The following is a 15,550-nucleotide window of genomic DNA, read 5'->3' on the forward strand; positions in this document are numbered from 1 at the left end:
CTAGTGAGTAGATAGCCATGAGACCACCCCCATGGATGAGCCAGCGATACCAGTTGCTTGACGGAAAGGATAGGTGCGGTAGTGACTATCAATATAGGGTTTAATGTCATTGATCAGCCATTCTAGGGTCTCTTTACCCAAGCCATCAATATGGGCACCGAAGAAATCGGAGTCAATATCATAGGGGCTATATTCAGACAAACGTTCATTACCTTCATGGCCACATTCCAAGCCGACGACAATCATCTTTTTGGACCATGTTCCAAGAAATCATAAAGTCCCCAAGATTTGCCATAGGTGGCCATCTGGTCGAAAAAGAGGTTCTGGCCATCGAAGAAATACATGACAGAGTAGGATCCTTGGCTATCATAGTAGTCATCAGGAAGATAGATGTGCAGCTTCCGCCATTTATCAAGAGCTGGAAAGTGAAAATCTTTAAACTCAATCATTCTAAATTGACTCCTTTGGCTTATTCTTATTGCATAAGCTTTATTATAGGGCAAAAATCTGCTAGAAACAAATCTTGAGTAGGTAGAAATGCTGATTTTCAGCTATAAAATCACTGATTTTTTTGATATAATAAGGCTTATGGAAATTGAAAAAACCAACCGCATGAATGCTCTTTTCGAGTTCTATGCTCCGCTTTTGACGGATAAGCAGATGAATTACATTGAGTTGTATTATGCCGATGACTATAGCCTGGCTGAGATTGCTGAGGAATACGGAGTTAGTCGGCAGGCGGTTTATGACAATATCAAGCGAACGGAGAAGATTTTGGAAGACTACGAGCGCAAGCTTCACATGTATTCCGATTATATTGTTCGTAGCCAGATTTTCGATAGTATTTTGGAGAAATACACTGCAGATAGCTATCTGCAGGAGAATATCTCGCTTTTGACCAGTATTGATAATCGGGATTGAGAGAGGTGCAAGTTGATAATCCGGCGGATACGGGAAAAGGATTTATGGGAAGTTACCAGCTTATTTAATGATTATCGCCAAATTTCTGGGCAGAAGGCTACTTCCCAAGAAGCCTATAACTTTTTAAAAGAACGTTTTGATAAGCAAGAATCCCTAGTATTTGTAGCTGAAAAAGCTGGTAAAATTTTGGGTTTTACTCAAGTCTATCCAATTTTTTCAAGTATTCAGATGAAAAAAGCTTACCTGCTCAATGATTTATATGTCATTAAAGAGGCACGAGGTTTAGGTATTGGATCAAGTTTGGTCAAGGAAGTTTTTGCTACCGCCAAGACACAGAATGCGGCGTTTGTGCTGCTAGAAACTGCCGTCAGCAATCAGGCAGCTCAGTCTGTTTATCAGTCTTTAGGCATGCATCGTGAGGATGATGTTTATTATTTTAGTAAAAAATTTTAAGTATGGAGAAGTATTAAATGGCTTTTGAAAGTTTAACTGAACGTTTACAAGGCGTTTTTAAAAATATTCGTGGCAAGAAGAAGCTCTCTGAAAAAGATGTCCAAGAGGTGACCAAGGAGATTCGCCTAGCCCTGCTTGAGGCCGATGTTGCCCTGCCAGTCGTTAAAGACTTCATCAAACGCGTTCGGGAGAGGGCTGTTGGCCATGAAATCATTGACACTCTGGACCCAACCCAACAGATTATCAAAATCGTCAATGAGGAATTGACCGAGATTTTGGGTTCTGAGACTGCAGAAATTGAAAAATCTCCTAAGATTCCAACTATCATCATGATGATTGGTCTGCAGGGGGCTGGTAAAACTACCTTTGCTGGGAAATTGGCCAACAAGCTGGTCAAGGAAGAGAATGCCCGTCCCTTGATGATTGCGGCCGATATTTACCGGCCCGCAGCCATTGACCAATTGAAAACCCTAGGTCAGCAAATCTCTGTTCCTGTTTTTGATATGGGAACTGAGGTTCCAGCGACAGAAATTGTCAAAAACGGTCTGGCCCAGGCACGAGAAAATCACAATGACTATGTCCTGATTGATACGGCTGGTCGCTTGCAGATTGATGAAACTCTCATGCGGGAACTGCGGGATGTCAAAGACCTGGCCCAACCGAATGAAATTCTCTTGGTTGTCGATTCCATGATTGGTCAAGAAGCGGCTAATGTTGCCCGTGAGTTCAACCAGCAATTGGACATCACCGGTGTCGTACTGACCAAGATTGATGGGGATACCCGCGGTGGTGCCGCCCTGTCGGTCCGACAAATAACTGGCCGGCCCATCAAATTTACCGGTACCGGTGAAAAGATTACCGATATTGAAACCTTCCATCCAGATCGGATGTCCAGCCGGATTCTGGGCATGGGGGACTTGCTGACCCTGATTGAAAAGGCCAGTCAGGATTACGATGAGCAGCGGTCAGCTGAAATCGCTGAAAAAATGCGGGAAAATACCTTTGATTTCAATGACTTTATTGAGCAGTTGGATCAGGTGCAAAATATGGGACCGATGGAAGATATCCTTAAGATGATTCCTGGCATGGCTGGTAATCCAGCCCTCAGCAATATCAAGGTCGATGAGAAGGATATTGCCCGTAAAAGGGCTATTGTCTCCTCGATGACGCCTGAAGAAAGGGAAAATCCTGACTTACTCAACCCTAGTCGTCGCCGGCGGATTGCATCGGGCTCTGGTAATAGCTTTGTTGACGTTAATAAGTTTATCAAGGACTTTAATCGGGCCAAGGGCATGATGCAGGGCGTTATGAATGGTGATATGAGCAAAGCCATGAAACAGATGGGACTGGACCCTAACAGCCTTCCTAAGAATGCCCCAGGTGGTATGGATATGTCTGCCCTAGAGGGTATGGTGGGAGGCGATGGCATGCCTGATTTATCAGCCCTTGGTGGAGCTGGTATGCCAGATATGAGCCAGATGATGGGCGGTGGCCTCAAGGGTAAAATTGGCCAATTCGCCATGAACCAAGCCATGAAACGCCAGGCCAATAAAATCAAAAAAGCCAAGAAAAAACGCGGGAAAAAGAAGTAGAAGTTGATTTTAGGGAAGTTAGCCATTAGTTGGGACTTCCCTAGTTTTGTGTAAGTAAGAAGTATGATGAACCAAACCAATAATAAAGAATTTCAAGGAAAAAGAATCGACTGGCAACAGACCCTAGATACCAGCAAGGAAATCGCACAGGGCCTCTATAAGATTTTAAAAGGACTAGGAAGATATGCTTGGGGTTCACTCAAACGAAATGCTTCCAATCGCTTGAAAGTATTTATAATCGCTCTAATTGTCAGTTTAATTTATATCATTCCACTCTTAATGAGTAATGGGATCTTATATGGGGACGATTTACATTTTCACCTTAATCGAGTCTTGAGTTTAGCTACTATCAAAGAAAGTCCGGTTAACTTCAAAGCCTTCTACAAGGTTGGTCAAGGTGTTGACCTTTTCTATCCCTATCTGACCTATTATCCCTATTATTTGTTTTACAAACTCACTAATAGTCTTTATACCGGTTGGATTATTTATGTCTATTGCTTAAGTCTGGTTACTTATCTAATTTCATATTATTCAAGTAAAGGTATTGTCGCTAACAATTTCAGTTCACATATTTTCTCTATTTTTTATGTTTTTTCAGCCTATCGGTTAGGAAATATTGTGATTAGATTCGCTACAGGCGAAGTCATTGCAATGACCTTTCTTCCCTTGGTGTTTTATGGATTATATCAAATCATCAAAGGAAATTATCGCAAGTGGTATATTTTAACATTTGGTGTGACCTTATTAATTTATAGTCATATTTTAACGGCGGTAATGACAGCTGTCCTAGTTGGCTTAATTTTTTTAACCAGCATTTGGTTTCAGGAGCAAAAGCTCTTAAGATTCTATAATTTTCTTATTTCTGTTTCATCTAGTTTGGCATTAGGAGCGATGCAATTTTTTTCCATACTGGAACAATTTTCTTATTCCAAAATTGATACTCCTGGAGGTTTTTCCTTAAATGATTCATCGAGAACTTTCGCAGAGATTTTTCAATTAAGTTTAAAAAATGAGATAAAAGCCTTGGTGCCTGGCTTGTTGATTTTGGTAGCCTTTATCCTAATTTTATTACAAGTTAGGAAATTGAAGAAGGAAGATTTTTACATAATCGTCTGGGTAATTGCTTTACTCTTATTTGAAAGCAAGTTGATTGTTTGGCCAAGTAATGCTAGCAAAATACTTGATGTTATCCAATTTCCTTGGCGAGTAAATAGCTTTATCACTCTTTTTTCAACCTTTTTAGCCTCGAAGATTTTTATTACAAGAAGGTTGAAATCACTGTTTAAAGGGTTGATATTCTTCGGTGTATTGATTTCTCTGACAGCAGTTAATATAAAAAGCTCAACAGATATATTTAAGACGCTCAGTCATCACAAACCTGTGGTTGTTAGCGAATTATCTTATAGAAATAAATTGAACAAAGTTTTAAATGTCATTGCTCTAAGAGATTATGCAAATCTCTCAGCTAGGGAAAAGGATAATATACCTGATACAGGTAAGAAAATTGCCCACCAAGTTATCATAAAAGATAGCGAAATATTGTTAGAATCCAACTTCACCTTCAAAAATAGCTACGCCCAAGGAACAATCCTTAATGATACCGGCCAGGAGCAAATCATTGAGTTGCCGTTTTATCGCTACAAGGGGCAGATTGTGACGCTTGATGGGGAAGTGGTTCCGACCATTCTTAGTAATTCGGGCTCAACGACCATTCATTTCCCTCCAGGTCAGCACCAGGTCAAAATCACCTATGAGTACACGCCAATGGCTAGAGTAGCTCATGCAGCCTCCATTATGGCCTTGTCCATGATTTTCCTCTATATCTTTATTTATAATTTGATGGAAAAATACAAGGTTGACGTTTATTTCAATAGGAAAAAAGGCCTGATGATTTATCCAGCCTAGAAATAAATAGATTTACTGTAAATAGAATAATAATGAACCAATTTGTAACTGCCTGATGATATTCAGGCAGTTTTTTTCTGTCAAAAAATATTTTGTTGGTTTTGTCGTTTGAATTACTCACATCACTAAATACCAGCTAAGATACTATAGGTGGTCAAAGAATTTGCCCAAACAACCCTTTCTGAGCTTTCCCCTTATCATCTTTCCGAAAAACTGTAATTTTCTTGAAAGAAATATAGGTCTGTGTTATACTATCACTATAGATAAATGGGTTCTTGGAACCCTCCTGATTGGGAGAAAAATATGAGACGTGATTTACTACTGGAAAAAATTGAGGAACTAAAGGCCCTTATGCCCTGGTATGTGCTGGACTATTATCAATCCAAGCTCTCGGTGCCTTATAGCCTCACGACCCTCTACGAATACCTCAAGGAATATCGGCGATTCTTTGAGTGGCTCATGGATGCTGATTTGACCGATGCCAAGAAATTGGCGGATGATATTCCCCTCCAGGTGCTGGAACATCTATCCAAAAAAGATATGGAGGCCTTTATCCTCTATTTGCGGGAACGACCTTCGCTCAACACCTATTCGACTAAAAATGGTGTCTCTCAGACGACCATCAACCGCACTCTGTCGGCTCTTTCCAGTCTTTATAAGTATTTGACTGAGGAGGTCGAAAATGATAATGGTGAGCCCTATTTTTACCGCAATGTCATGAAAAAGGTTGCGACCAAGAAGAAAAAGGAAACCTTAGCTGCTCGGGCGGAAAATATTAAGCAAAAGCTCTTTCTGGGCGATGAAACCATGGAGTTTCTGGACTATGTTGACAAGGAATACGAAGGCAAGCTCTCCAATCGGGCCAAATCATCTTTCCGAAAAAATAAGGAACGCGATTTGGCCATTATCGCCCTGCTGCTGGCTTCTGGTGTCCGGCTTTCTGAGGCGGTCAATCTGGATATGAAGGATGTCAATCTCAATATGATGGTTATCGAAGTTACCCGCAAGGGTGGCAAACGAGATTCGGTCAATGTAGCAAGTTTCGCCAAGCCTTATCTGGAGGCTTACCTTAAGGTTCGTAAGAGTCGTTATAAGGCCGAAAAAGGTGACCTTGCCCTCTTTCTTTCCGAATACCGTGGTGTCCCCAATCGTATTGATGCTTCCAGTATCGAAAAAATGGTAGGCAAGTATTCGCAAGACTTTAAAATCCGAGTAACTCCTCACAAGCTTCGACATACGCTAGCTACTCGCCTTTATGATGCGACCAAATCACAAGTTCTAGTCAGCCATCAACTCGGTCATGCTTCTACTCAGGTCACCGACCTCTACACCCATATCGTCAACGACGAACAAAAGAATGCCCTGGACAATCTATAAAATGGTATAAATATATTTATGTAAACTATTATCTAAAAATTAATCCTACAGTTTGTCGCTGTAGGATTTTTGACTATGTCAAAATGTTTGTCACTTCGATTGCCTTTTCGGCGTAAAGCCATTTATAAATTAAGGCTGTGAATTGTTACCGATTATCAATGGTTTCTGGGTAGAGGTCATGATTGAGCAGGCGGTAATTAGCCATTTCCTGGTACTTGCTATCAGGGCGACCGTAATTGTAATAAGGGTCAATGGAAATACCACCGCGGGGGGTGAATTTACCCCAGACTTCTAGATAGCGAGGCTTGAGCAAGTCTACCAGGTCCTTACCAATGGTGTTGATGCAATTTTCGTGGAAATCACCGTGGTTGCGGTAAGAAAAGAGATAGAGCTTGAGCGACTTGGATTCAACGCAGAGCTGGTCTGGGATGTAGGAAATATAAATGGTCGCAAAGTCTGGTTGCCCTGTGATGGGGCAAAGGGAGGTGAATTCTGGACAGTTGAACTTGATAAAATAATCATTGCCCTGATGGCGGTTTTGGAATGATTCCAAGATACTAGAATCATAGTCAAAGACGTAAGGGACCTGCTGGTTGCCTAGCAGGGTCAGGTCTTTCATTTCTTGGGATTTTTCTGTCATGCTACTGCTTCTTTCTATTTCGTTGATGGTATTTGCGATGCTTGGGGCTCCTTCCTTGCTGTGCTAAACACCCCTTTGGTTGTCGTAAACTAGAGTGTGGAGCTGAGGAAGGACTCGGACATTTCCCCAGCTATCATCCAGGGCAACCTTATCCCAGAGGGCGTGGAGACGGTCCAATTGATGGCGGACAATGTCACCTTCGGCTGTAGGTTCGGGATTACCGACAGATAGATAGAGAACATCGGGCTTATAGCGAGCTTGGATTTCCTTGGCGAAGGCCAAGTCAGCATCGTTGAAGATGGGAATCTTGTAGGTCACCTTGGCAGGGTCCAACTTGCTGACAATGAAGTCTAGGGTCTCCATATTAACTTCCATCTTACTGGAAGGTGGTTTGGGACTGAGGGTCACTTGGTCGATGTCCAAGAGCCAATCCTGCCAACGAGACCCTTGAGTTTCAACGGCTAGGGTAACGCCACGTTCCTTGAGCTTGTTGACCAATTCAGCCATATTGGCTGCCTGCAAGCAGGGATTGCCACCAGAAAGTGTCACATAATCGTAAGTTCCCAGCTTGTCCAATTCGGCGATGACCTGGTCACTAGTCATGGGAGTGGCTTTCTCGGAATCGTCCCAAGTAAAGGCTGAATCACACCAGTCACAATGATAATCGCAGCCACCCGTTCGAATGAACATAGTCTTCTGGCCGATAGCTCGTCCCTCCCCTTGGAAGGTTGGGCCAAAGATTTCTAAAATTGGCAGCTTTAATTGACGTTGCTTTCTCATTCTAGGTCCCATTCCCTTCTAAATTCGGCATAGGAGCTAGGTGTCTCATAGAGGCGGACCCTTTCCATTCTCAGGCCGTCTTTGGCTGGTAAGTGGGCTTCTACTGTCTTGTAAATCCAATAGACCATATTTTCTGCAGTTGTATTCATATAGGGCAGGCTTTCGTTGAGATAGCGATGGTCAAGTTGGGGTTCTAGGTGTTGCTTGTAAATAGCCTTGAGATCGCCGAAGTCGTAAACCATGCCCCGCTCGTCCAGTAGCCCGCTGACAGCAATCTGCAAGCGATAGGTATGACCGTGCAGGGATTTACACTTGCCTTCATAGCGAAAGAGATGGTGGGCAGCGTCGAAGGTAAATTCCTTGGAGACCAGCACTCTTTTGGGAGTGTAAATCAGTGATTGGCCAGTAATCTCCTCTTTGATTTCATTTGGAGCAAAGAACATCAGGCTTCACCCCTTCTTGCCAAGTAAGTCTCTAGGCCATGCTGACGGAGCTTGCAGGCAGGGCATTCTCCGCAACCAGCCCCCATGATGCCATTATAACAGGTCAGGGTTCGGTCTTTGACATAGTCGAATGCATCTAGTTGGTCGGCCAATTCCCAAGTTTCTGCCTTGTCCAGCCACATGAGGGGCGTTTGAATAACAAAATCATAATCCATGGCCAGATTGAGGGTGACATTGAGAGATTTAACAAAAGCATCACGACAATCGGGATAGCCCGAAAAGTCGGTTTCACAAACACCGGTCACGATGTCGGTGATGCCCTTTTGCTTGGCCAAGACTGTAGCAAAGGAAAGAAAGAGATGGTTGCGACCATCGACAAAGGTATTGGGAACCTCGCCTTCTTTGGCATCAATTTCTATGTCGGAAGTCAGGGCGTTATTAGTGATTTGGCCCAAAAGTGACATGTCAAGGACCTGGTGTTTTATTTTCAGGTCCTTAGCGATCTCTTTGGCTACTTCTACTTCTTGGCTATGGCGTTGCCCATAGGCGAAGGTCACAGCCTCGACGTGATCATAGTGCTTGAGTGCCCAAAAGAGGCAAGTGGTTGAATCCTGACCGCCAGAAAAGACGACCAAGGCAGATTGACGTTTCATAGTTTCCTCCAGTATGTGACTGCATAAGAAAAGCTCTTACCTGACGGTAAAAGCCACTAAAAAATAAAATCAGAATCCTTTGAAATCAAGCACAGCTGGCAATAGGCAGACCATAGGCTGAAACCGTCTGACTTGCCTGGCTCTGGCTTACTTTTCTTAAATAGGACTTGGTTTTTTTTAGTGATGGCCTTTCCCAAACATCAGTAAATATGCTCTCCTATCTTAGCATGATGGAAGACTTATTTCAAGTTTCTCGATGGGGCAGTCCGGAAATTCCTGACCTTTTTGAAATGAAAAGCCCCCAGCTCCTGCTAGGGATCTGGGCAAGAGCATTAGAAAAAGTCGAAGCTTAGTTCGACTTTTTTCTTTTAACGACGATCCTTGCGAGAACGACGACCAACTGGTTTTGGAACTTCCAGATAATCCTCATCAACATCGTCGTCTTCATATCTGCTTGATTGTGGTGTCGTCACTTCAATGTGAACGGTATTAGAAGTGACAGATTCTTCAGTGTCAGTGTCTTCATCGAAATTCAACTTAGCTGAAACTTGCCGCCGTTTAGGGCCTTCATCCAGAGGTTCAAAGTCATTGTCTTCATCTTTATCCTCTTTACGGCTGCGATGATGCCGACGACTATCTCTTTCTTCGTCCGCATCATCCTCGTTATCTTCTGATTCATAACGATTGGATTTTCGTTGTTCTTCTGCTCTTCTGCTACCACGCTCACTGTCGTTTTTTGTTGACTTGAAAAAATGGTTTAAAAGACCGATGAAGAAAGCGATTTGCAAAACCAACCAACCGGTGAAGATAAAGATTAGTTTCTGAACGGGACTATCTAACTCAGCCAGTTTCCCGCGCCGGTTAGTAAAATGTACACCTAGGTTTTCGGCCAGATTCTTGATTTGCCAGACTTCCGTACAGAGCCAGGCAAAGAGCCCTAGGGAAACTAGCAAAACTAAGATTACCAAAAGGCGTTGTAAAGTATTTTTCTTTCGTTGTGACATTATTTTTCCAACTTTCTTAGAAAATCTTAGTCTATTATAACATGATTAAGCCTATTAGGAAAGGGGTTACACAGGAGGAAAGACACTTAAATCCCCCGAGGACCTAGTGTTCAACGCCAGCCACTATAAGTGGACGGGCTACCTCCTGTACTAAGTATGTTTGATCAGCATTATCGACTAGTCAAACATACTGTCGCAAGTGGCAAAGTCGCTCTATCATCCTTTATTTAGAGCGACTGCGAAAACCGCTATGACGACTTTCTTTGTCCTTTACTAATTTTCCCTTGCAACTCCCTCTCTATCTTTTTCACTAACTTTAACCGAGCAGTGAAATTGACCCTTTGTTTGTATCCTAATAAGAAATCAGGGCTAGCACTTATTCCTATATTAATTCCTTGAGTTTAGGTGGTTGAGGCTTGTTTTTCTTCTTGAGCTTTCTTAGTGTAAACTTGATTTCGGACTAATTTATAAATTGTGGCAGCGGATGGGACGGCGATTATAAGACCGAGGATTCCCCAGAGGGAGGCTCCGATTGTAATCGCCAGGATGACCCACATAGGCGGTAAACCAATTGAATGGCCGACGACTCGTGGATAAATCAAGTTGCCTTCGAATTGCTGTAGGATTATGAGATAGATCACGAAGAAAAGTGCTTGGGGGACAGATTGGGTCGCAATTAGGATAGCTCCGATTGATAGACCGATGTAAGGCCCAATGACTGGGATTAGGGCTGTAAAGCCAACGAGGATTCCAATGGTCCCGGGGTAAGGAATCTTAAAAATGAGCATACCTAGAGCACAAAGGCTTCCCAGAATACTGGCTTCGAGGGTCTGGCCAACAAAGAAGCCGTGAAAACTTTCGTGGGCAACTCTTCTAACATAGTGAAACTTCTTTTCGTATCTCGGAAGGTAGGCGTGGACCAACATATTTCCTTGACGCCCCAACTTCTCCTTGCCAGCCAAGACATACATTGAAAAGACGAGACTGATAAAAAGGGAGATGAGACCCGAAGCGAGGTTGGTAACTGAGGTCAGAAGGTTGGTCAAAATACCAATAACGGTTGTAGAAATTTGCTTATTGTACTTATTAAGGAGGTTAGAGGTGCTCTTATTTAGGTCAATATGGAAGTAATGCAGAAAACGTTGGAAGTTTGAATCCTTCTGAACATTGTTAAAAAGCTTGCCAATCCCGTCAACATCAATACTGAGCAGGGATTTCATGCTCCCTATTAAATCCGGCAAAACAATCTTAATAATCAGGAAGATGACAACAACAAAAGTGATGTAGGAAAGGGGCAAACTGATGGCACGTTTACCAGGAATGTCCCGACCGAAAATTTTTCGCAGAAGATGCTCATAACCCGACATGACAATATTGACAACATAGGCAATGCCAGCACCAACAATAAAAGGCAGGCTGGCACCGTAAACGGTCATCAAAATGGATTGGCCCACTGACCAGTAATTGATGGTTGCGTAGATGAGGGCTATCACCAGAAAGAGATAGCCAAAATGTCTTTTGGTTAATTTCATAGGCTTATTATAGCTTAAAAAACTAGTGAGCTCAAGACATCCCTGTAAATGGATTTCTGGCTTCCACCTAAATGGATGTTAGGTTATCTCGCTGTCACTCTTGTTCCGAGCTACACTGATTATTTTAATTAAGCTTGGCTCTTTTTGCAGGCACTCTTAAAACCCTATTAGTATCAGGAATCCAACTTGTTTAAGGGGACTAATTATAGATCCTAAAGGGCCAGCCTCTCTGGCTTGGCCTTTCAAATATGAATTGGAAATGGGAGACCTATGTCTAACTAGTCTGTTTAAACAGTCATCCTTTATTATAGGGGCACCTTGGCTAAATCCTCCAGTGCTCGTTGGGCGATTTTTTCATAACGCTCTTTTTTGTCACGGATGCGGGGACCGTCCAATTCCTTGATAATGCCGAAGTTGACATTCATGGGTTGAAAGTGCTTGCTGTCGGTGTGGGTCACATAGTGTGGCAGGCTACCGATAGCTGTCGTCTCAGGGAAGACCAGGGGTTCTTCTCCCTTAAAGAGGCGGGCAGCATTGAGTCCAGCAACCAGGCCTGAGGCAGCAGATTCGACATAACCTTCTACGCCAGTCATCTGACCAGCGAAAAAGAGGTTGGACTGCTTCTTAGATTGGAAGGTTTGGGTCAATAAATTTGGGGAATCCATATAGGAATTACGGTGCATGACACCATAACGGACAAATTCAGCATTTTCTAGTCCCGGAATCATCCGAAAGACTCGCTTCTGTTCGCCCCACTTGAGGTGGGTTTGAAAACCAACCATATTGTAGAGGGAACCGGCCGCATTGTCCTGGCGGAGCTGAACGACTGCATAAGGAGCCTTGAAATCGCCGTCACGAGGTCCTTGGTAATCATCAGGATATTCCAAGCCAACCGGTTTCATGGGACCATAGAGCATGGTCTTAATACCTCGCTTGGCCATAACCTCGATGGGCATGCAGCCTTCAAAGTATTTTTCCTTCTCAAACTCATTGAGGGGAGCTTCTTCGGCTGTTGTCAGGGCCTGGTGAAAGGCCATAAATTCTTCCTTGGTCATGGGGCAGTTGAGATAGGCAGCCTCCCCCTTATCATAGCGAGATTTGAGATAGACCTTGCTGCGGTCAATAGTTGAGATATCGACGATTGGGGCTGCAGCATCATAGAAATAAAAACCGTCGCCACCGTTGAGTTGATGAATTTTATCAGCCAGGGCATCACTAGTCAGGGGACCAGTCGCAATGACGGTGATAGCATCGTCAGGAATCTCTGTGATTTCCTCTCGGACGACTTGGATTAGAGGATGCTTGTGTAGTTCATCGGTCACCGCTTGGGCGTAACCTTCTCGATCAACGGCCATAGCTCCCCCTGCTGGCACTCGGTGGTCTTCCCCATTTCGCATAATAATGGAATCGAGGCGACGCATTTCTTCCTTAAGCAAGCCGACTGCGTTGGTCAGGCTATCCCCACGGAAGGAATTGGAACAAACCAGCTCAGCAAAATTATCGGTTTTATGCTGGGGGGTTGGCTTAACACCCCGCATTTCATAGAGCTTAACAGGAATACCCTGCTTGGCAATCTGGTAGGCAGCCTCGGAACCGGCTAAACCCGCCCCGATAACATTGATATAAGATTGAGACATAGTGCTCTACCTCTTTGAGAAGAGAATGGGTGGCCTTTTCCAAAGCTCCCCTTCTCCTTCTCACAAATCTTTCTAAAATTTTTTGACTGTTTTATTATACTTGAAAAGTTTTATTTAGCCAATTGAAACTTTTGGGGAGTTAGTCCAAAGTCCACTATATCGGAGTTCTTGATTATTTGCCCTTATAAGCGACTTGGGAATACTCAATAAGTTTATTGCCATCCTGTCATGGCTTGTTCACCAAAAGCAGATCGCCCAAGCACCTAGTACGCCTATCAAGCTGAAAAGGGTTCCTATAAAGTAGAATTCAGCAAGATTATCATCTTGCTTTATTTTCACGGACAAGAGCTTTGGCGGCTAGGATTAGACCGATGGTTTCGAAGGCTTTAAATAGTAACAAAAAACCGATAGCTAATCTTTCAATGGTACCGAAAGTCTTGGATCTATTGTTCTTTTTGCTATTATTTTTATTTGGTGAGTCAAAAAATACATCAAAGAGGTAATTGACAGGTTTGGCAACGAGGCTAACGAATAAAACGAATTGGAAATAGGGAGCGGTAAATCGCCATTTGGGAAGAGAAATATATTTCGAAATCAGCAGATAGAAACAAACAACAAGACAAATATTTACTAGGATTCTAATCAAATCAATCTGCTTAGAATTCAGCTTTGACTCGACTTGATTAAAAAAACGCCTGAAGATTGTCAGCTCAAATGTCGCAACTTTTTTATAGTGTTTGAAGCTACTATAAAACTCCAATAAGATATAGAAGATTAATGCTAATACCAGAATAGGATTTTCTGATAAGTAAGTAGAAATTTTAAACAAGTTTGTTTTCCTTTCAATCATTATCTAACCAATAAGTCCATTATACAGGACTTATTAAAGAAAGTCTGTTAAAACAGACCTTCAGTTAACAAAGAGTTTGCAAAAACTACGGAATTAAAAAAATCCCCCAATCTACGCTTGTTGCCTCGTAGATTGGGGGATGTCATACTAGTAACTTGAGGGAGAATCAAGCGGGTATCGGTACTAGTTTTTTGGTGCTTAATCTTGGTAGAGGCTGTCACCGTTTGTGGCGATGACTTCCTTATACCAGTTGAAAGATTTCTTCTTATAGCGAGCTAAGCTACCGCTACCATCGTCGTTTCGGTCCACATAGATGAAGCCGTAACGTTTGCTAAGTTGAGCCGTGGAGGCTGATACCAAATCAATTGGTCCCCAGGTCGTGTAACCCCATAGTTCAACTCCATCTTGCAGGGCTTGGCCAACCTGAACCAGATGCTTTTGGAGATAGTCGATGCGGTAGTCATCTTGGACTGTTGGTCCGTCTGGACCATCCACCAAAACATCCTTGGCCCCCAGGCCATTTTCAACGATGAAAAGTGGCAATTGGTAACGATCGTAGAAATCGTTAAGAACCAAACGCAATCCGACTGGATCGATAGCCCAACCCCATTCGGATTTCTCCAAATAGGGATTTTCAATACCACCCAGGACATTGCCACGACCACTGGTATAATTTTCAGGGTCATGGGCCGCTGCGACACTCATATAGTAAGAGAAGGAAATGAAGTCAACGGTATTCTTGAGAATTTCCTCATCCTCAGGAGCGAATTCAATCTCGATATTATTTCCCTTCTTCCCAGGCCAGAGGATTTTGCAAAGTAATACCTTCACGAGTTCTTTTGATGGCATACTGGAGGTGGTCCGCCAAGGCAATATAGAGGGAAATCTCGAAAGTTTGCTTAAGAAGTTCCTGCCCTCGATCAATAATGGCCAAAACAAGGTTGAGTTCTTGGCTGCTTAAATCCTGATAGACACGAGAAAGCTCGCCGACCATGTCTTGGTCCGTCTCTTGTAAGACAAAGCGCTTCTCGATTTTTTCCAAGTCGACATCATCCCCAGGCTTCTTTTGAAAACCCAAGCCTCTCCCCATGATGATTTCTTCTTGATGCTTATCAGTGACCTGAACGACATTATTATTATAGACGCGCTCAATTCTCATTCAGTTTTAACTCCCTTAAAATAATTCGATATTTTTATTTTATCAGATAAAGCTAAAATTAGTAATAGCTGACAAATTTACCAACAGCCAATCATTGCCTTCCCCATAATAAAAGTAAAAACTGCCCAGGATTTGGACAGTGTCAATTAGATTGTTATTTACATAATTATGGTTATGTTTCCTACTCGTGTAACTCCAAGGGCAGACCGTCGGGATCGAAGAAAAAGGTCATCTTTTCGCCGGTGAAATCATCTTTCCGAATAGGAAGGGATTCGATGCCTTGGTTGGCTAATTCTTTGACGACTGCTTCGATGTTTTCTACCCGAAATGCTAGGTGTCTTAGGCCGCAGGCTTCTGGGAAGGATAAGCGTTTGGGTGGGGCCTGATAGGCAGGATCCGTGGTCTTATTGCCGAAGATTTCTAGTTCAGCCTGACCACAGCGCAGATCCAACTTGTAATCGTGGCGCTCAGGTCGATGATGCTCGCGAATAACTGCAAAACCTAGTTTATTGACATAGAAGTCTCGAGATTTCTCGTAATCGGAAACGATGATAGCAACATGATGGATGGCCTTTAAATTCATTAGTCTCCCTTTTCTTTCCAC

At 43.0% G+C, this 15,550-nt stretch carries 17 protein-coding genes and 1 pseudogene; 5 read left to right on the plus strand and 13 right to left on the minus strand.

The genetic code is table 11. The features are described from left to right. Both BS63_RS1000000112465 and BS63_RS1000000112470 read right to left on the minus strand, forming a co-directional pair. Entirely contained in the window at positions 1-246 is a 246-nt protein-coding gene (locus BS63_RS1000000112465; protein ID WP_002959232.1) for an alpha/beta hydrolase, read from the minus strand. Then, positions 243-449 (minus strand): alpha/beta hydrolase-fold protein, encoded by a 207-nt coding sequence (locus tag BS63_RS1000000112470; RefSeq protein WP_002959231.1) that lies wholly within the window; start codon positions 447-449, stop codon positions 243-245. Before BS63_RS1000000112470 ends, BS63_RS1000000112465 begins: the two co-directional genes overlap by 4 nt. Before the next feature lie 139 nt (positions 450-588). Here BS63_RS1000000112470 and BS63_RS0101585 point away from each other — a divergent pair, with 139 nt between their 5' ends. The 5 genes from BS63_RS0101585 to xerS all read left to right on the plus strand — a co-directional run bounded on the left by BS63_RS0101585 (position 589) and on the right by xerS (position 6,248). Further along, positions 589-921, plus strand: a complete 333-nt coding sequence (locus BS63_RS0101585) for a putative DNA-binding protein (protein ID WP_002959228.1) — start codon at positions 589-591, stop codon at positions 919-921. 12 nt (positions 922-933) lie between these two features. Next, complete coding sequence (locus BS63_RS0101590; RefSeq protein ID WP_002959227.1) at positions 934-1,374, plus strand: GNAT family N-acetyltransferase; 441 nt, start codon at positions 934-936, stop codon at positions 1,372-1,374. 17 nt (positions 1,375-1,391) lie between these two features. Continuing rightward, on the plus strand, positions 1,392-2,966 hold the full coding sequence (gene ffh, locus BS63_RS0101595) for a signal recognition particle protein (RefSeq protein ID WP_002959224.1): 1,575 nt from the start codon (positions 1,392-1,394) through the stop codon (positions 2,964-2,966). Between the two features lie 66 nt (positions 2,967-3,032). Next, entirely contained in the window at positions 3,033-4,871 is a 1,839-nt protein-coding gene (locus BS63_RS0101600; RefSeq protein ID WP_002959223.1) for a glycosyltransferase family protein, read from the plus strand. Positions 4,872-5,174: 303 nt separating this feature from the next. After that, positions 5,175-6,248: a tyrosine recombinase XerS gene (gene xerS, locus BS63_RS0101605; RefSeq protein ID WP_002959221.1), complete on the plus strand. Its 1,074-nt coding sequence runs from the start codon at positions 5,175-5,177 to the stop codon at positions 6,246-6,248. A 145-nt stretch (positions 6,249-6,393) separates the two neighbouring features. Here xerS and queF read toward each other — a convergent pair whose 3' ends face one another. The 11 genes and pseudogenes from queF to gloA2 form a co-directional block, all read right to left on the minus strand. Continuing rightward, on the minus strand, positions 6,394-6,888 hold the full coding sequence (queF, locus tag BS63_RS0101610) for a preQ(1) synthase (protein ID WP_002959219.1): 495 nt from the start codon (positions 6,886-6,888) through the stop codon (positions 6,394-6,396). Positions 6,889-6,951: 63 nt separating this feature from the next. After that, complete coding sequence (gene queE / locus BS63_RS0101615; protein WP_019769700.1) at positions 6,952-7,668, minus strand: 7-carboxy-7-deazaguanine synthase QueE; 717 nt, start codon at positions 7,666-7,668, stop codon at positions 6,952-6,954. Further along, positions 7,665-8,111: a 6-carboxytetrahydropterin synthase QueD gene (gene queD / locus BS63_RS0101620; protein WP_002959215.1), complete on the minus strand. Its 447-nt coding sequence runs from the start codon at positions 8,109-8,111 to the stop codon at positions 7,665-7,667. The genes queE and queD overlap by 4 nt, the downstream gene beginning before the upstream one ends. Next, on the minus strand, positions 8,111-8,764 hold the full coding sequence (queC, locus tag BS63_RS0101625) for a 7-cyano-7-deazaguanine synthase QueC (protein ID WP_002959212.1): 654 nt from the start codon (positions 8,762-8,764) through the stop codon (positions 8,111-8,113). The genes queD and queC overlap by 1 nt, the downstream gene beginning before the upstream one ends. 368 nt (positions 8,765-9,132) lie before the next feature. Continuing rightward, positions 9,133-9,768: a hypothetical protein gene (locus BS63_RS0101635; protein ID WP_002959210.1), complete on the minus strand. Its 636-nt coding sequence runs from the start codon at positions 9,766-9,768 to the stop codon at positions 9,133-9,135. Between the two features lie 401 nt (positions 9,769-10,169). Further along, on the minus strand, positions 10,170-11,300 hold the full coding sequence (locus BS63_RS0101640; protein ID WP_002959208.1) for an AI-2E family transporter: 1,131 nt from the start codon (positions 11,298-11,300) through the stop codon (positions 10,170-10,172). 305 nt (positions 11,301-11,605) lie between these two features. Then, positions 11,606-12,937 (minus strand): methylenetetrahydrofolate--tRNA-(uracil(54)-C(5))-methyltransferase (FADH(2)-oxidizing) TrmFO, encoded by a 1,332-nt coding sequence (gene trmFO / locus BS63_RS0101645; RefSeq protein WP_028798397.1) that lies wholly within the window; start codon positions 12,935-12,937, stop codon positions 11,606-11,608. 319 nt (positions 12,938-13,256) lie between these two features. Further along, positions 13,257-13,583: a hypothetical protein gene (locus BS63_RS0101650; protein WP_019770218.1), complete on the minus strand. Its 327-nt coding sequence runs from the start codon at positions 13,581-13,583 to the stop codon at positions 13,257-13,259. Between the two features lie 402 nt (positions 13,584-13,985). Continuing rightward, the gene (locus BS63_RS0101655) at positions 13,986-14,618 is read right to left on the minus strand and encodes a family 1 glycosylhydrolase (RefSeq protein ID WP_002959201.1); all 633 of its coding nucleotides are present in this window, start codon (positions 14,616-14,618) and stop codon (positions 13,986-13,988) included. Further along, positions 14,572-14,946, minus strand: a pseudogene (locus BS63_RS0101660) (CAT RNA binding domain-containing protein); the annotation flags it as partial. The pseudogene BS63_RS0101660 and the gene BS63_RS0101655, both read right to left, overlap by 47 nt. Positions 14,947-15,127: 181 nt before the next feature. Further along, on the minus strand, positions 15,128-15,529 hold the full coding sequence (gloA2, locus tag BS63_RS0101665) for an SMU1112c/YaeR family gloxylase I-like metalloprotein (protein WP_002959196.1): 402 nt from the start codon (positions 15,527-15,529) through the stop codon (positions 15,128-15,130). Positions 15,530-15,550 lie beyond the last annotated feature (21 nt).

The sequence above is a fragment of the Streptococcus sobrinus DSM 20742 = ATCC 33478 genome (genome assembly GCF_000686605.1).
In the GTDB taxonomy this organism is placed as follows: Bacteria; Bacillota; Bacilli; order Lactobacillales; family Streptococcaceae; genus Streptococcus; species Streptococcus sobrinus.